This window comes from Paenibacillus durus, assembly GCF_000756615.1.
Lineage (GTDB): Bacteria > Bacillota > Bacilli > Paenibacillales > Paenibacillaceae > Paenibacillus_AQ > Paenibacillus_AQ durus.
The window spans coordinates 261,774-279,635 of record NZ_CP009288.1; the positions used below are offsets into that span (position 1 = coordinate 261,774).

The following is a 17,862-nucleotide window of genomic DNA, read 5'->3' on the forward strand; positions in this document are numbered from 1 at the left end:
ATCAGTGCCGCTATGTGAAAAAAAACGGGCCGGTCAAGGAGCAATCCTTGACCGGCCCGTTACTATTATTAAGTGTTATTCAGCCAGTCCAGCTTTGACCAGCAATTGATGAAGTGTTACAGCAATCGTCTCGCGGGTTGCCGGTGCGGTAGGATTGAATACCGAACCGGAATCGCTGGTTAGGATGCCTGCGGCGGACAGAGACTGTACGCTGTCCTTCGCATAGCCTGCGATCTTGGCGTTATCGGTATAGGCGGTGAAGGACGGATTGGCTGGGGTCAGTTCGATACCGGCCAGCTTCACGGCTCTATCCAGAATAACGGCCACTTCCTGACGGGAGACCTTGGCCTTCGGTGCGAACTTGCCATTACCAACACCCAGAATCAATCCGGCCTTCGTAGCGGCTGCAACATCGGCTGCATACCAATCGGTCGCCTTCACATCAGAGAAGGTTGCCGCTGCGTCGGTGCGCAGACCGAGCGTACGTACGAGCAATGCCGTAAATTCGGCGCGGGTCAGGTTGCTCTTCGGCGAGAAGGTCGTTGCCGAAGTGCCTTTGAAGATCAGCTTGTTAGCGAGGGCTGTAATGTCCGATGCCGCAGGCGATCCCGCGATATCGGTGAACGTTACCGGACGGCTTACAGCGGCGTAAGTCGAGAAGCCCGGACGGTTAACGGTAACGAGTGTTGTTCCGCCCGCTTGTGTCTTGAATACGGAAGATACCGGAGTGATCTTGCCGTTCTCTTCGAAGAGAACGCCGGCCGTATTCGCGGCGATGCTTCCAGGAACGGTGAAGGATCTCTTGATGAACGTATTGCTTGGCACGGTCAGATACGTGCTGCCGGTTACCGTTGTCCAGCTTCCTTCAAAGGATACCGGAGCTCCGATAACAGACGAACCGGCTGCGCCTGCCGTGAATTTGCCCGCTTCTTCCGAAGCCGGCTTAATCGACAGATCGAAGCTTGCACCTGCAGGAGCGCCGCTCAGCAGCGTTACCGGCAGGGAAACCGCGGAATCTTTCGTGCTAAGAATTACCTTGGTAGCGGAAGAGAGAGCTGCCAGCAGCTTCACTTGATCCGCAGTCAGGGTGATCTTGGCGGCGGAACCGCTAACTGAAGGAGCCGAGATGATGACAGCGTTTTGGTTAGCAGTGATGTTAGCCAAAGCAGCCTTCAGGTCGCTATCCGATACTGTGATGGTGGTAACGCCGTTTTGCACAGTCGTTGCTGGCGTAACGATCACTTGCTTGGAGCCTTGATTGATCAAAATAGCAGCCGCTTCAGGAATCGTTGGTGCAGGTGGTGTAGTCGGTGTAACTGCGCCGCCTCCACCGCCGCCAGCCGAACCGCCTCCGCTGCTGATGCTTGTGGAGTTGTCAACACGCAGCGAGATAAAGCCGTCGTAATAGTCTGTTAATTTTTCGGTCGATGCATCGTAATATCCATAGAAGATGTTCAGCTTGTAAGTTCCGTCTGTAAGATGCCCGATAACCGGTTCGCCATTTTCGTCAAATACGACATGGCCGTCGGCATCATACTTGATGTAGGAGCCATCAATGCCTTCGACAGTGTGAACGCCTGTTTCAAGATAGGTAGCGCTGGTCACTGTGTCGTCGTAATCCATGAATCCGATAAGCTCATCGTCCAGGTTGTAAACGTCAAGCTCATAAACATTTGTTTTGTCCGCTGTCAGCTTATAGCTCAGATCGCTTGTAACCGGCGTTGGCAGATTTGGATAAATCACCGGTTTCGTCAGAGCGATTTCCTGAATGCCCACTGGGCTGTCAGGCAGCTCAGTGCCTACATATACTGAGAAAGGAAGGTGAAGTGCAGGCAGATTAGAACCGCTAGGAGGAGTCAAAGTAACCTGTCCTTCATAGAAGCCGGATTCTGCATCATTACCGACATTCACATTCAAAGAGAATGTTTTGGTCTGGTACCCTACAACTGCCAATTCAGTTTGACTTAAATCGGCTGTAATTCCGGCTGGAGCGTCACCATGCCATTTTACGGCAGCGGTATAAGTTAAGCTGGAGCTGTCCGTGTTTTTAATTTGCAGATTTTCAATCTTGGATGCGCCAGGAGCGACGACACCAAAGTTGGCGGAATCGTTATAGTTGATGACATTTTGCGGATTGAAGTTTTTGTCGAGAATCGTGATCGGTTCAATAGATTCAAGGACCGCCGGTGTATCAATGGCGCTGGCAACATTTACGCGGCCGGCTCCTTGTTGATAAACGTTATAATGGCCAAGTACATCAGCCGTGTTGGCAAGTGCCGCCCGAATCTCAAACGGCCCCCAGGTCGGATGGGCTTGCTTCAGAAGCAGAGCGAGACCGGCCACATGCGGCGTAGCCATGCTTGTTCCGCTGATGCGGTTGTAGGCAAAGTCATAGGAAGCGCCATTAAACTCATCGTATTTTTGGTAAGCAGGCCAGGTTGACAGAATGCCAACGCCCGGAGCAACGAAGTCCGGTTTAATGCTTAAATTCGCATCGACGTTAGGTCCTTCGGAAGAGAAGCTGGCAAGAGTGTCTCCCGCAAAATCAGTTTCATTGTAGTTATCTCCAAAGGTAAAAGTAACATTGGGGTTGGCAATGATTGTTTTGGCGAGCAGCCGCCCCTCGGTCCCTTTCATGTCAAACGTTGGAATGCTGTTATAGACGTCGCCGATATTGTTGCTGATGTAATCGTCGCGACCCGGAATGCTTTCGCTCAAATCGACTACGGATGTGTTATCTTCCGAAATTGTACCGATACCGTTAAAGATAACAATCGCTGCGGCGCCATATTTTTTGGCGTTGGCGATCTTGGTGGTAAAGGCGAGCTCACCGCGTGAAACGAATGCAATGTATGGCTCGTTTTCTTGCAGGTCGAGTTGAGAAAGGAGGTTGTTAAAATCGGCTTCCGTGCCCAAGCCCGCAAATCCCGCTTTTACAGGCGCCGTTCCGATGATGTCCTTAAAATTGCTTTTTCCAAATTCCCAAGACATGACATTCAAGTCACTGTAAGTGGTATAAGTAACGCTCGTCACCGTTCCAGGGTCAAATGTCGGTTGGAAATTAACATGGAAGTTCTTCGCCGGGCTTGTAGCTGCACCGACCGAAATACCTAATTGTGAGGTTGCGGGCGAGCCAAGTGTGTATTCACCCGGTCCAGCATTGCCGTTGGCAATAACCGCAGTGACGCCTGAAAGGACAGCGTTATTGATCGCTATAGCGTCCGGAGAATTAACGTCCTTCTCAGCGTCGGAGCCGAGCGAGAGGTTGATTACGTCCATGCCGTCTTTGACCGCATGCTCGATTCCGTCGATAACCTGAGCGGAAGAACCGCTGTCGGAATTGGTGTCGGCGTTATAACCGAGTACTTTGTATGCATACAGATCAGCTTCATAAGCAACGCCTTTTTGCACAATCTCGCTTGTAGGATTGGCGAATCTGCCGATAATGGTGCCGGCTACGTGAGTGCCGTGATAAGAACCTTCATAACCCGCTTCCGGATTGGGAGCTTCTTCATAAGGATCATCGTTGTTGTAGAAGGAATTCCAGCCGCCTTTATAAGCGGGAGCGATATCGGGATGCTTATAATCGACGCCAGTATCGATTACACCTACTTTAAGACCCTTGCCGGTGTACCCTTTTTCCCAAGCAGCATCCGCCCCGATTTGGTGCAGAGGAGCTGCGCCGTACTGAAACGTTCCGTTAATCGTAGCGTCAGCCTCATCAACAGGAATCGGATACCAGGTGCTGTTCTCATAGATCGACTTGACGCCGGGAATTTCGGCAAGCTCCGGAATCTCGTTGGCGGGAACAGTTACTTCGAAGCCATTAAATACGGTGTTGTATCGATAGTTGACTTCAAGGTCCAGGCCCTCGTCCTCGGCTTTGTCCAGAACTGTCGACTGCTCGCTCGCGACAGCCGCTTCAGTAGCGGATTTAGCCAGGGAGGAAATGCCCTGCTTCGCCGCGTATTTGCCTACGGCCGCCGGTTGGCCGCTAAGCTGTACGATAACGCGGACTTCCGCAGATGATTTGGTGTTGATTTTGGGTGAAATATACGTTCCTTTCGAGCTTTGAAGCAAAGAGGTGCTTTTAGGAGATAACTGCGATAAGTGCGATTGTAAGCTGTCGGCCGCGAATGCCGCGCCCGGAATAGTCCCGGCTGTTAGTCCCAAAGCCAGAGAAACGATGGACAGCTTGCGTGTTAATTTGACCAACTTCAAATAAAATCCCTCCCAAATGTTCTGTATAATGTTGATTTCCCCTGCCGCTTGGGTGAAGCTTATGTAGAATTCTCCTTTCCTAGTAATTCTCTCTTTATTTCCACCTAGATTAGTAGGGAAAAAGATTAAGAAGATTCTACCACCGGTAAATTGGAAAATCCAGAGAAAAATTCATTTTTTACGCAAGTTCAGCGTGAAAATGAATGAATCTACTAGATTTTTATCGTCAATCTGTAGACGATTGTGTATCCTTTTGCAGAATTTTGAAGAAAAATGGGCTGAGTGGGTAAAGTAATATTGGAGCCCGAGGGAAAGCAATAAGGAGGTAGAGGCTATGAGTAACAAGGAAACCGATGAAATCGGCATTATCTACAAGGAGCGCAACGCCTTCGTTGTCCGTACGGACGAGGGGCCGATCGGAGAAATTACCTACGTGCCAAAAGACGAGCATACCTGGGTAGCCGATCATACGTATGTGTCGCCTCATTACCGGGGAGGAAATATAGCCAAAAGGCTGTTAAATAGGCTTGCGGAGGAAGCGAGAGAGAAGGGGGTCAAAATTATACCCCAGTGCTCATATGTTGGTGTCCAGTTTAGAAGAAATCCGGAATATGAGGATGTATGGAAGCATTAGAAGTGAGCTTGAAATCAGGCAAATGCTACAGCGCAGTGGTAGGGTTAAAAAAGAAGCCATCTTTCCGCACTTAAGCGGAGGATGGCTTTCTGGCGCTTCGGGCCGGGAGCCGTCAGGCTTCCGACCATTCGCGCCGCAGGGTGAACAGATCCTTCAGGGCTTCGGTGGACAGTTCGGTAATCCAGCCCTCTGAGCTGGTAATGATACTGTCGCTAAGCTGCTGCTTGCTCTCCAGCATCTCGTCGATCCGCTCTTCCAATGTTCCGAGGGCAATGAATTTATGCACCTGAACATCCCGAGTCTGGCCCATCCGGTAGGCGCGGTCCGTAGCCTGATTCTCCACGGCGGGGTTCCACCAGCGGTCAAAATGAAACACATGGTTGGCTGCCGTCAGATTCAGGCCGACGCCGCCGGCCTTCAGGGACAGGATAAACACGGCGGGCCGCTGCGCCGTAAGTGAAGAAGGCGGATGCGGGCCGTCCGGAAAAGTGTCTTGCAGCTGTCCGTTCAGCGAAGAGGACGCGCGCATGATCGGCTGATCTCCGCCTGCGGAAGCGGGTGTTGCTATGCCTGACGGGATCAGAGGCGTTTCGCGTCCGGACTGAAAGTCTTCGATCATGCGGTCCCGCGCTGTTTTGGAGGTGCTTCCGTTCAGGTAGAGCACAGGCTCCCGCAGTTCCTCCCGCAGCACGCGCTGAAGCATCTGGCCCATGCCGACATATTGGGTGAAAATCAGGCAGCGCTCTCCCTCTTCGCGCAGCTCCCTGACCATGGCGAGCAGCCGTTCAAGCTTGGCGGAGCGCTCGATCAGCAGGCCGGTATCCGCCGGTTCGTCAGCCGCTCCTTCGTGCGGCGCCGCTTCCTTGGTGATAAGCAGCGGGTGATCGCACAGCTGCTTGAGCCGGGTAAGCGCGCCGAGAATGGCGCCTTTGCGCTCGATGCCCTCGAGCTTGCGGATTTTATCCATCAGCTCGTTCACCGTCTGGTCGTAAAGTGCGGCCTGCTCGGCTGTCAGATGGACATAAGTCTTCATCTCGTTCTTGTCGGGCAGGTCGAGCTGAATGGACGGATCTTTCTTCTTGCGGCGCAGCATAAACGGCTTGATCAGCTTCCTGAGATCGGCTGTCCGCTTGGCGTCGCCGTCCTTCTCGATCGGATGGATGAACCGCTCCTGAAATGCGCGCAGCGGTCCGAGAAAGCCCGGCGTTATGAAATCGTATATCGACCACAGCTCCGCCAGCCGGTTCTCGATCGGCGTTCCGGTGAGCGCGATCCGGTGCAAGGCGGGAAAGCTGCGGACGGCTAGCGACTGCTTGGTCTGGGCATTCTTGATGTTCTGCGCTTCATCCAGGCATAACGCCGACCAGGTGAAGCTTGCCAGCAGCTCCTGATCCAGCGCCGCCGTTGCATAGGACGTGAGCACAACGTCGGACCCGGCTGCGGCGGCTTGGAAGCTTTCCCCGCCAGGGCGGCTGCTCCCGTAATGGAGCATGACCGAGAGAGAAGGGGCGAACCGCTGCAGTTCCTTCTGCCAGTTGCCGAGCACCGAGGTTGGGCAGACGATGAGCGACGGCCTTAGGCCCTCCGGCCGCTCCATGAATTCCTCCTTCACGTGGAGCAAATAAGAGATCAGTTGGACGGTCTTGCCAAGACCCATATCGTCGGCAAGGCAGGCGCCCAGCCCGAAGCGGCGCAGGAAGGTGAGCCAGGCATAGCCCTCCAGCTGATACGAGCGCAGCTCGGCGTGCAGACCGGCGGGCGGTCCGGGCAGCGGCAGGGCCTCGCTGCCGCCAAGCTGCCCCATAAGCTTGACGAACTGCTCGTTCAGTTCGACCTCAAGCTGCAACCGGTTCGCCTCTTCGGAAACCGGGTCCGACGCTTCATCCCCGGCTTCCTCTTGTGTATTCAGCAGATGCAGCTGCAGGACGTCCTGGAAGGACAATCCCTGACGCTTGTCCATGCCATCCATCGCCCTGCGGATTTGGGCGAGCAGCGCGGGATCAAGCGGTACCCACTGGCCGTGGAAACGCACCAGACGTTCGCCCCGGGCGACCAGTGCCGCGAACTCTTCCTCCGTGAGGTCGGCGTCCCCTATTGAGATGCGCCAATCGAAGTCGATGATCGCATCCAGGCCCATCAGCGAGCGGCCGCTCCGGTTCTCGCTCTCCGGGCGGAGCTTCGCCCGCAGGCGCGGCTTCCTGCGGCTCGCCGCTTCCCACCAGGCCGGCAGCAGCACAAGCCAGCCTGCATCCAGCAGACGGCGGCTGTCCGCCGTCAGAAAGGTCCAGGCGGCCGCGCTGTCCAGCGGCCGGCCCAGCACGTCGCCGCCGCTGTCAAAGCGCCCTTCCGGCAGGCAGGCGCGCAGGCGCTCCAGCCAGCCGGAAGAGCGGCCAGCTACATGCGGCGACCACGCCGCGGGCCAGGCGCCATGGGCGGCGCCGTCCGCCGCCAGCTTCACAGGGACAAGCGCCGAAGCGTCGGCCTTGTCCTGCAGGACGAGCCGAATCCGCCAGGAGGATTCGGCTTTCCACGGCTCCAGCAGCTGGAGCGCGGGGCGGAACGGCGATACATCGGCCTTCCAGCCGATGGAGACAAGCCAGGCTTCCGCGTCCATGCCGGCTGCCGCCAGGCGCTTATGCTCGAAGAGCATCGGGTACTCGCGCCGCAGATCGGCGGCCTGTTCTTCCGTGCCGTAACAGCGCGCGGATACGGCGGCGGAGAAGGCCGCCCGGACGCCTGCCATGAGGCCGGTGTCATTCTTCAGCAGGTGAAGCGCGGCAAGCGCGTCCGGTGTGGCAATAGCCGCTCCGCCGCTCCACGCCCTGGCGCGGCCCGCGTCGTCAGCAGTATCCTGCGGCATGACTTCCGCCGCTTCCCGCACTCCAGTTTCCCGAGCGGACGCTTTCCGGCCCGCCGCTTCCGCCGCAGCCCGAAGAGCTCGGTCATCCCAGATCCACTCCAGCCGCCCCTCACGGTATGCGGCAAGACTTGGCACATACTGCCCTTCCTCGAGACAAAATTCCAGACTTGGGGCCAGATCGGCGAGCGGTGCCGCTTCGCCGTCCCATGACCAGCCGATATGCGACAGCAGCTGCCCGTCGGCGAAGAAGGACAGGACCTGTTCGGCGGGCAGAACGACCAGTTCGATCTCTCCGGCTTTGTGAATAGCCAGCTCGGTACCGTAGAACGACTCCTCGTGCCAGGCAAAGAGCAGCTGCTTCAAAGTCATACCAGGAAGGCCGTATCCGTCATCCGTCAAGCCGTACAACAGCGCGTCTCCGTATTCGCTCAGTCCGATCCGGACCGCAATATTCCGCAATTGTCCGTTCATGGTGTCAGCTTTCCTTTCCGAAGCTCTTCTTGCAGCGCTCTAAGCCGGCTGTGGCGGGCAGTGAAAGAGCCGAGAAAATGCTCAAAGCGCTCCTCTGCTTTCATTTTCTTATACAGCTTGTTTAGCCGCTTCAGCAGCTTTACCGCCGCTTTGTAGCTGCTTCTGTTCTTCTCCGAGACATGCCGCTCGACCGCCTGATGATAGAAGGGAAGCAGCAGCTCCGGCGCATTCTTCTCTATCGGCTGAAGCTCCCGCACCCGGAAGTCCGCAGGGTCCCTGCCGGAGCTGAGCTGGTAATCCATCCACTCGCGCCAGCGGCCGTGAGCCAGCAGCATCTCTTCGTAAATGCCGCCGCTTAAAGGAAGCATGTCTGCCAGTACACGCCACATTTGCGGCTCGGCGCCCGGCAGAAGCCGGATAGCCTCCTCCCAGTGCCGCGCGTAGCTGTCAAGGCTATGACGGCGATGTCCTTGCAGCAGTTCGCCAGCCTCCGTAAGCCAGCTCACAAGCCGCTGCGCTTCCCCGGCTTCCGATAAAGGCTCCCAGAAAATATCCAGCCCTTCCGGAAGGAATCCCGGCCGTTTAGCCGCTTCCCGAAGCAGGCTTAGGGCCTCGCCGTCTTCGGACAGGCAGAAATGCATCCAGGCCCGGGCGGTCAGCAGGGGCTGCCGGGACGGAGCCGCCGCCCGATTGTCTTCCTCCCCTTCCAGCCGCCGCAGTTCTTCTTCGAACAGCGCAGTATTGCGCATTTCTGGAATAATCCATTTTCTCCACAGCAAATAATAAAGAGTAGAATAGAAGGCCTGCTCCTTTGATTCTGCTAGCAGCGCCCGCCGGAGAACCCCCAGCGTGTCCAATATGCGGTTCCACTGCTCCGGCTTGGAGGGGGGGGACGGTTCCGTATTAAAGAAGTGCTCGATATCATCCTGAAGCTCCGTTACGGCCAGGTGGGTGTAGTATCCGAGCGAAGGCGTGAACGTCCCGGTCTTTCCAGCCACCCGGGCGGTCAGCGTTTCCAGAACAAAGAGACGGGCATGCAAGCCGAACAGCTTCTCGAGTTCTGGGGACAAGGGCGGCTTGATACGAAGGATTGCCGCGAGCGCTTCATCTGCATATTGCGGGTTCCGGGTCTCTCCGGCCAGAGGGGATACACAACGGGCGAACAGTTCATGCCACTCGGCGACGTTCATGACCGGGACGAGGCGGCCTTGCTCCTTCAAGGCATCCAGGCGGCTGCGCAGGGCTTCGCCTTCCGCTCCGCTGCTGCCAGGCCTGCCGCTGCTTCTGTCACCGCCCATTCTATTGTCCATTCTTCCGCTACGGACCGATCCTCCGGGATACCCTGCTTCCCCTCTATCAGGATAGCTTTCCCCTCTATCGTCAGCGTTCGTCACGTTACTGCTTTTTGAACCGCCACCGCTATCTGGCTCGCTGTTTCCGGCGGCCAGGGTACCGGAAGCCGAGCTGTCGTGCTGTATGCCGCTTGATCTGCTCCCGGCGTCAGGTACGGCGCGAGCGGAGTTCATTACCGCCCTAACCTGGGCGGACGACTTGGCGTTAGCCAGCAGTTGAACTGGCCGGCCCTGTGCTCCGGCGTAGTCCATCAGGACGGCCGCCATATGCTTGCAAGGCCCGAGGACGGGGCAGCTGCAGCTGCTGATCGGGAGAGCGCCGAGAATAATCTCGACACTGTAACGTTCTTTTCCGTCAACGAAGGCCGTGACGAGTCCGGGAGATGCGGCTGTCAATCCGGAAACCCGGTTTTGCTTATAATATTGGAATCCCCGTTTAAGGGTCAGGTCGTCAAAATAATACGCCGTATCTTGGATGAGCCTAGCCCACCCGGCGTCATCGAGGGCAGGTATCGATGGCATGTCGGTTATTCTCCTGTAAGCCTATAGTGAATTAATTATATCATTTCTGCTTCTGCGAGTCAGACCCAAGAAGAAACGGCTTCGCCGTCCCCGCAGGAGGAGGGCATCCATTTCTCGTAGAAATATAAGACAAAATAATAAGCGCTCAGCTTATAAATTCTTATATTTGGGCAAAAAGACACCCGCGAAGGTGTCCTTGGTTTGAAATATATATCCGCCCCGAAAAAGCTCTAAGCGAAGTTCTCCGTGATTCCAAATTCCTTCACACAGTTTCGGCCGCTCTCTTTGGCTTTGTACAGCGCTTGATCCGCCTGATCGATAAGCAATGTAATGCCGCTTGTGTCCGGTGAGGCCGATGCGACGCCTAAGCTGATCGTGTACCGGATGCTGCCCGCTTGCTCGAGCTGGACGGGAGACGCCGAGATGCTTTTCCGCATAATCTCTGCCAAGCGGTACGCCTGATCGGCTGCGGTACCGGGAAGCAGGATTACGAATTCCTCGCCTCCGTACCGGCCGATAATGCCGCGGGGCTGAGCCAATTCGGCGAGCAGTCTCGCCGTTTCCTGAATAACCTTGTCACCCGCAAAATGGCCATACCGGTCATTGATGCTCTTAAAGTGGTCGATATCGACCATGATCAGCGACAAAGGCTTGTCCATGCTCCAGCATTGGGACAAGTGCCTGTTGGCCAGACTCATAAAATAGCTGCGGTTATACACCCCTGTCAGACCGTCCGTTGAGGCCATCCGGTTGATCTCCGAGAACAGGCGGGCATTTTCAATGGAGATGCCGACCTGCCCGGCAAAATCGCGGAGGATTTCTCTTTCGCTCTCAGCAAAGTTCCTGAAGGAATAGCTGTACAGCACGATCAGACCCAGCACACGGTCGCGGTACAGGACCGGGATTCCGATACAGGTTTTGAAGCCTGGGCTCAGGCGGCGGGAGGATACACCCGGATCGGAGTGGAGCACCGGCCTTTTTTCACGGATCAACGCGCCGAAGAACGGTTCCGTTTCAAGCTCCGTCAGGTGCAGACCTTCCCACATTCCGCTGCCAACCGAGGTATTCAGTACGTACCCCTCCCCGTTCTTTAACAGAATAAAGCCGTTCTCGCAGTCTGTTATATCGGAAAGGCTGATCAGAGTGTAATGAAGAAGCTTGTCTAAATCATAAGTAGAAGTCAGCTTTTTCGTCGTTTCATGCAGGCTCTTGAGCAGAATTCCCTGCTTCTCTTCCAGAAGTTTTTCTTGCTTGATAAGGTTAAACCGGTCCGCCAGTGCTACTGACAGGAGAATGGTCTCGGCCACCGAGCCGAACCGTACAGAATACAGCGACAGAAAGTTCAAGGGAAGCAGCTTGTAAGCAGCCAAAATATTTAGTGTGGAGCCCGCAAACAGAACCAGCCATGAAAAAATATAGAAAAAGACAGACCGCATCCGAAACCGCACGGCAGCTATCGCCGACAGGCAGAGCAAAATGCTGGCGGACGCAAGGTAGACGGCTAATTTGGTGCATAAGCCCGGCGGCATAAATATCATACTAGGCAGCGTCAGAACAAGTCCGGTAATAAAGGCGCAAATCACTTTGTCCACTCGCGGCGAATATTTAGGAACCGACAGAAAGGTTCGTGAGAACGCGCATGTGAACAGACAGGTCAACACGATAAAGACGGGATTGGACTTCAGCTCCCAAGCGGGATGCCCCGGCCATAAATATTGGTAGGCGAATCCGTCCCAAACGGCCTGCATGATTGCAAAAGAAACGATAAAGAGCACATAGTACAGATAAACCCTGTCCCTAATCGACACAAAAAGAAAGCTGTTGTAAAGCGCCATTGCGAACATAATCCCATAATACATGCCAAGCAGAAGACCCGAGCGCTGCTCCCTTTCGATAAAGCTCTGTGTCTCCCACAGCTTCATTGGAAGCTGAAGATAACTGTCGGTTTGAATCTGAAAATACAGCCGCTGCCCGGATTCGGGGGGGAACGAAAGTTCGAAAATAAAATTTCGATGGTTGAAGGTTCGCTCATTAAAAGGCAGACTTCTTCCTGTTCGGGTCTGGCGCAAAAAATGGCGTTCATCATCGAACTGGTACAGGGTCACCCGGCTGAGCTGGGGTTTACTGAGTTCAAGCAGAAGCTCTCTTGCCTTGGAAGAGGCATTGAACAGGTCCAGCTTGACCCAATAGGTTGAACCTTTAATCGAGCCGCTGAGTCCGCTGGTCTTGTACGGCATGAATAACGAATCCATTGCCGGACTTGCAACATCCTTGATCGTGAGCTGTCCGTCTTTGTCCTCCCATATTTTTAAATCGTCCTGAAGATCCGTATTTGTACGGAGGCTGCCGGTTCCGGCGACCTCTTCCATACGGGCCGACTCCACCGTCTGGCTCAGCATAAGCAGAGCGATGACCAGTCCGAACACGAGCAATCCCATCCGGCCTATACGGAATTTTGAAGCTGCCGAAGATGCAGTTAATGTGGCCTTCATTTTCTTCGGTCAGGTGGACGATTTGATGCCGGTGAGATCGATTTCGATTTCTTCCCTGAATGAGCCTTTAAGCAGCGGCAGATGTCCGTCCGAGGAGAAATCGCTCGGCATAAATCCGTTGATAACGGCATTTGGATCGAGCAGGCCCATCTTGATGTAAGACTCGGCAACAAGCTCGCTGCAGGTATAGTTATCCAGTTTGGAACGAATCTTGAAGATCCGCCCTTCAAGGACCTCCAGTATCATTTCCCATTCGCCGGGGTTCGGGATGCCATGCAGCTCCGTAAACAGGGCGAGCAGGCTCGAAATCATCTCTTCGCTCCGCTCAACTTCGAGCGGTCTTACGGCGTATCGGGGCGGAACATAAGGGGTGACATCGCTTCCATAGGTTTCCAGCCTTTTCTGCAAATCAACCAGCTTCGGCCCCGTGAGATGATCGTTCATTAAGACGTCCGGCAGATTCGTCAAAGCCGTAGATTCCCACAAGAGCGGAGCCTCAAGCTCGGGAATCCGCACAACCATGGCGACATGGGACCAGAGGCTGCCTTCCAGTTTTTCGACAAGCTTGCTGATTTCATATTGTCCGCTGAACAGAATCAAATCGCCCGTCCGCAGCTCCGATTGTATTTCCAAATATGGTATTTTTTGCATGTTATCTCTCCCAGAGTAGGTTTGATCCTTTGTTCTTTCATAAGAACGTATTCGACGGCATGGAACAATAATCCTGTTAGATTGTAAGAAAAACGAGATTTTTATCACAGTGCCCCGTCGAATCGGATCGAATTTTGCTGCCTGTGAAGCCTCAGGATGAGAACGTTTTTACGCGAAACGGCTGCGCCCCCAACATTTGGGCGGCGCAGCCGTTTTTTGCGCAATGCTATGGCTATGGGAAGACTACAGGGTTTCGGGGATCGTCTTTGCGATGGTCTCGGTGGAATCCTCTTTCTTTGGAGAGAGCACCTCTTTTTTAAGGAACCAGCAGATGAAGAAAGTAAGAATTACAAAAACCAGCGAAATGGAGAACACATTCTGGAAGGCTTGCGTGAACACCGTTTTCACTTCAGTCAGCAGCTGCGGCGAGATGCCTGGCGGGATGCCGCCCGCTGCCAGATTCTCCGATGTGCCGGGAGGCAGCTGACTGCTAAGCGGTTCAACGCCTTTACTAATGTGGCCGGAGAGCAGGCTGCCGAACACGCTGAGCCCGATGGTCGCCCCGAGCGATTGGAACAGCTGAACCGTGGACAAGGCGATGCCGCTGTGTTTTTTATCCACCGATTCCTGAACGATCAGCGTATTTCCGCCGAACATCGCCCCCATGCCGACGCCCAGGATCACAAAGCAGACGATGATGTAGAGAACGCTTGTATGAATACTGATGCGCGACAGCAGGAAAAAGCCGGCAATAGGCAGCGTGAAGAACAGGATAAACAGGTTCCGGTAAGCGACGCGCGTGATCAGGGAACCGAACACAATGCTGGCCGGGATCACACCCGCCATGAACGCCAGCGACAGATAGCCGGAGGCGGTCGGCGTCAGGCCCATGACATTTTGCGAGAAGAACGGGAAGAGGGCAATCCCGCCCATAATGCCCAGCATCAGGATGAACACAAGAATGGAGAGAACGACGACATTCCGGTTCTTAAATAAATGCATGGGAATGACCGGTTCTTCCGCCCGGCGCTCGATATTGATGAACAGGGCGATCAGAAGGGCGGAGGCCGCAAGCAGCCCGATAATGACGGGAGAGAACCACCCGTAACCCTGATTGTCAATCAGTACAGGCGCAAGCAGCAGGGACAAGAGCGCCAGCATTAGCGTGCCGGCCCCGGCCCAGTCGATGGCCCGTTTCTCTTCGCTCCGCGATTCGTTCAGCCCCTTGGCCAGCAGGAGTGCGGAGAGGACGCCGACCGGGAGATTGATCAGGAACACCCAGTGCCAGCTGAAGTGTCCGACGATATAGCCGCCGAGTGTCGGGCCGAGCAGCTGCGGAATAATCATCATCGGGCCGGCCAGGCTCTGGATTTTGGCGCGCTGCTCCAGCGGGAAAATTTCGCCGATAATGACAAGCGCAAGCGGCATCAGGCCGCCCGCGCCGACGCCCTGAATGCCCCGGCCGACAAGCAGCATCGTCATGGACTGCGCGAATCCGCTGACGATGGAGCCGCCGATAAAGAGCGCCATGCAGCTTAAATACACCCGCTTGCGTCCGTACAGATCGGCCAGCTTGCCGAGAATGGGCATGAACATCGTGACGGCCAGCATATAGATGCCCGCCACCCAGCCGTAGAGGGCAAGGCCGTGCAGCTGGCGGATAATCGTGGGCATCGCCGTCGCCACAATCGTCTCGTCCAGCTCCGTAAAGATCAGGCCGATCATCAGCGCGGCCAACACCAGATACTTGTTGTTGCCAAGAACATTGGTATTAATGGGAACTCACCTCGAATGAAAAGAATGGTCTTACACCTAATGAAGCTACTGCCAAATTACAGCAATACTTTAAACGGAATATAAACAGCTTTCCTTAGACCGGCTTCCGATGAATCTCCTAAGGCCGCCGGCAGCCCTCAATCGGCGTCACCTTCGCCTTGAAGTCTCCGCCGTCTCCGCGAGTCGCGGCATCGGTACCCCTCCTGATAGCTTCCGTCTCTCTAAACTTCGACTTTATTATAAGCCGGGGCCGAAACAGCCCAAACCGTCCGCTGGCCGATTCTGCGCTCGGTCTGGGGATGTATATGGGAAGAGGTTGCCCGCTCCGGTATTCAGGTTAAGTACGGATGAATATTCTTGGTCTTGTTTATTTAGGGTAACGGCTGCCTCCTCCTGTGAGAACGGCGCAGCCGTCTCTTCTTGAAAAAGACACTGTCGTATTCTTGCTCTCTTATCCGTCAAGCCTGCCCCGCGGAAGGGCAATCGGGTATAATGGCGGTGTGGAGGGATGCATCATGGATCAGGCATTATTCAATCTTGTCTATCAGGCTGTCATCCAGCGCGATGCGCGGTATGACGGGGTTTACTATACCGGGGTCGGGACCACCGGCATCGTATGCCGGCCATCCTGCCGGGCCAGAACTCCCAAGCCGGACAATGTGACGTTCTATCCGTCGCTGGAGGAGGCGCTTCAGGCGGGCTTCCGCCCATGCAAAAGATGCCGTCCCGAAGAGGGCGGGCCGCTGCGCCCGGACGCTGTTCTGGCGGCTCAGGCCGATGCCGTAATCAGCGCCGGGTACGGAGAGCGGCTGACGTTAAGCAGCCTGGCCGAGCGGCTGAAGGTTAGCGCTTCCCATCTTCACCGGGTATACAAGGAAGTGACAGGCCTCACACCGGCGGCCAAGCTGGAACGGGTGCGGCTGGACAAGGCCCGCGGGCTTCTACGGCGTGGCCGGATGCCCGTGTCCGAAATCGGCAGGGCGGTCGGCTTTCGCGGCGCTTCCCATTTTGCCGCCTGGTTTCATCGGCATACGGGAGCGTCGCCCACGGAATACAGAGAACGGGTTCAAGGAGGTACGGCGGATGAGCCAGAAGACAATATACCGGCACACCCTTAGCTTTGGGGGCCGGACATGGACGCTGTGGGGCGGCGCGGATGGGCTGTGCCGCCTGTCCTTTCAGCATGATACGGAGCAGACGGCGAAGGCCTGGCTGGACCGCTACGCTCCGGGCAGCGGCGTGGCTGACGATATGCGGCCGTTTGAGGAATGGGGAGTAATTCGCAGGCTGGAGGACTACTTTGCCGGGCGGCGGCCGGACTTCCGGGAGCTGCCGCTCGATCTCAGGGGAACGGCGTTTCAGCGGCAGGTATGGACGGCGCTGGCAGATATCCCGTATGGCGCGGTCATCACGTATGCGGAGCTGGCCGAGAGGATCGGCAGGCCCAAAGCGATGCGCGCCGTAGGCGCGGCGAACGGCCGAAACCCGCTGCCGGTGTTTCTTCCCTGCCATCGGGTGATCGGGGCGAACGGTACGTTGACGGGCTATGCCGGAGGGCTTCGGCTCAAGCAGGAGCTGCTCGAACTGGAGGGAATCGCCCATGTGGCGGCGGGCGGACATGAACGATTTGCTTTTTGAGCTGCCGCTTCCAGAGCTGTTCAGTTGGGAAGCCTGCCTGGAATATATGGCGCGCTCACCGCTGGAATGTCTGTACAGGACGGACAATGAAGGGGTGACCCGCCTGATTTGGGCGGACGGGCATCAGCTGCTGGTCCGGCTGACGGCACCGGAGCCAGGGCGGCTCCGGGCGGAGCTGCTGGAAGGAGAGTATCCCGTGGAAGCGGCAAAGGTGAGCCTGACGCGCTATATCCGCGACTGGTTCGACCTGGACCGTGACTTACGGCCGTTCTATAAGCTGTCTGCGGGCGATCCCTTGCTTGGTCCGCTAGCGGAACGCTTTTGCGGCCTGCGCATAGTCGGCATCCCCGACTTGTTCGAGGCCCTGTGCTGGGCGATTCTCGGGCAGCAGGTCAACCTCGCCTTCGCGTACAAGCTGAAGGCGCGGCTTGCGGAGAGCTACGGCGATTCCGTCCAGTGGGCCGGACACCGGTATCATCTGTTCCCGACGCCGGAGTCGCTGCTTGGAGCGGCGGAGGCGGATTTGTGCGCTCTCCAGCTTAGCCGGAGCAAGGCGCGGACGATTATTGTCGTCGCCGGTCTCATCGCCGGGGGCGATCTGAGCCGGGAGGAGCTGCTGGCCCTCGGCTCGCCGGAGGAAGCCGAGGCGAGGCTTACGGCGGTGCGGGGCATCGGCCCCTGGACCGCCCAATATGTGAGGATGCGCTGCCTGCGCGACGCCTCCTCTTTTCCCATCGGGGATGTCGGCCTGCACAATGCCGTTAAGTCCGCGCTTGGGATGGACCGGAAGCCGACGCTTCCCGAATTGCGGGACCAGTTCGCGGCCTGGCAGGGCTGGGAAGCATATGCGACCTTTTATTTGTGGCGGGTGCTGTATTGATAGAGGGAAAGGCGCCTTATCTGTGCTGCGGGGAAGAGAGCGGAACTGGAAAAGACAAATAAACTTCGGCAAAGGCCGAAGCTTGAGGGCGCCCGAGTAATATTCTGTTTCACTGTTTGGACTGTGTGGGGCTGGTATTGGCTACCGCAGGGAGCATTTTCTCGCCTTTTTCCATCGGTGAGTTACACAAGGAGCAGGTGGGCTGAACTAAAAAGACAAAATTGTCTCTCATCCAACCGTTGCAGCTTTCGTTCGTACAGGACCATATAGCCGTGAGTTCTTCTGGAATATCATCCAGAGGCCTTTTCCGTGAATAGTACAAGAAGCATCCCTCTTTCTCTCCCGGAATGATTGCAGCCAAAAAA

The 17,862-nt window shown here is 56.0% G+C and carries 11 protein-coding genes; 4 read left to right on the forward strand and 7 right to left on the reverse strand.

Annotated elements, in window-relative coordinates; genetic code table 11:
- Positions 1-75: 75 nt before the first annotated feature.
- Positions 76-4,221: a S8 family serine peptidase gene (locus PDUR_RS01290; protein ID WP_042204739.1), complete on the reverse strand. Its 4,146-nt coding sequence runs from the start codon at positions 4,219-4,221 to the stop codon at positions 76-78.
- Between the two features lie 334 nt (positions 4,222-4,555).
- On the opposite strand from PDUR_RS01290, the gene PDUR_RS01295 reads away from it, so the two are divergent.
- Positions 4,556-4,855, forward strand: coding sequence for a GNAT family N-acetyltransferase (locus tag PDUR_RS01295; protein ID WP_042204740.1), 300 nt, complete (start codon positions 4,556-4,558; stop codon positions 4,853-4,855).
- A gap of 112 nt (positions 4,856-4,967) precedes the next feature.
- On the opposite strand, the gene PDUR_RS29070 is transcribed toward PDUR_RS01295, so the two are convergent.
- The 5 genes from PDUR_RS29070 to PDUR_RS01320 form a co-directional block, all read right to left on the reverse strand.
- Positions 4,968-8,186 carry a DEAD/DEAH box helicase gene (locus tag PDUR_RS29070; RefSeq protein WP_052409893.1) on the reverse strand — a complete coding sequence of 1,073 codons (3,219 nt, stop codon included), beginning with the start codon at positions 8,184-8,186 and terminating at the stop codon, positions 4,968-4,970.
- The gene (locus PDUR_RS26960; RefSeq protein ID WP_052409894.1) at positions 8,183-10,060 is read right to left on the reverse strand and encodes an SWIM zinc finger family protein; all 1,878 of its coding nucleotides are present in this window, start codon (positions 10,058-10,060) and stop codon (positions 8,183-8,185) included. Before PDUR_RS26960 ends, PDUR_RS29070 begins: the two co-directional genes overlap by 4 nt.
- A gap of 230 nt (positions 10,061-10,290) precedes the next feature.
- Complete coding sequence (locus PDUR_RS01310; protein ID WP_042204741.1) at positions 10,291-12,486, reverse strand: diguanylate cyclase; 2,196 nt, start codon at positions 12,484-12,486, stop codon at positions 10,291-10,293.
- 75 nt (positions 12,487-12,561) lie between these two features.
- Positions 12,562-13,203, reverse strand: coding sequence for a hypothetical protein (locus tag PDUR_RS01315; RefSeq protein ID WP_042204742.1), 642 nt, complete (start codon positions 13,201-13,203; stop codon positions 12,562-12,564).
- 243 nt (positions 13,204-13,446) lie between these two features.
- Positions 13,447-14,928, reverse strand: coding sequence for an MDR family MFS transporter (locus PDUR_RS01320; RefSeq protein WP_081949736.1), 1,482 nt, complete (start codon positions 14,926-14,928; stop codon positions 13,447-13,449).
- 566 nt (positions 14,929-15,494) lie between these two features.
- On the opposite strand from PDUR_RS01320, the gene PDUR_RS01325 reads away from it, so the two are divergent.
- Genes PDUR_RS01325 through PDUR_RS01335 form a run of 3 tightly spaced genes read left to right on the forward strand, consistent with a single transcriptional unit; the run spans position 15,495 to position 17,497 of the window.
- Positions 15,495-16,097 carry a bifunctional transcriptional activator/DNA repair enzyme AdaA gene (locus PDUR_RS01325; protein WP_042204744.1) on the forward strand — a complete coding sequence of 201 codons (603 nt, stop codon included), beginning with the start codon at positions 15,495-15,497 and terminating at the stop codon, positions 16,095-16,097.
- Positions 16,063-16,617, forward strand: coding sequence for a methylated-DNA--[protein]-cysteine S-methyltransferase (locus tag PDUR_RS01330; RefSeq protein ID WP_042208949.1), 555 nt, complete (start codon positions 16,063-16,065; stop codon positions 16,615-16,617). Before PDUR_RS01325 ends, PDUR_RS01330 begins: the two co-directional genes overlap by 35 nt.
- Complete coding sequence (locus PDUR_RS01335; protein WP_052409895.1) at positions 16,598-17,497, forward strand: DNA-3-methyladenine glycosylase family protein; 900 nt, start codon at positions 16,598-16,600, stop codon at positions 17,495-17,497. The genes PDUR_RS01330 and PDUR_RS01335 overlap by 20 nt, the downstream gene beginning before the upstream one ends.
- A gap of 109 nt (positions 17,498-17,606) precedes the next feature.
- Here the strand turns inward: PDUR_RS01335 and PDUR_RS27675 are convergent, their stop codons facing one another.
- Entirely contained in the window at positions 17,607-17,819 is a 213-nt protein-coding gene (locus tag PDUR_RS27675; RefSeq protein WP_081949333.1) for a cold-shock protein, read from the reverse strand.
- Between the last annotated feature and the right edge of the window lie 43 nt (positions 17,820-17,862).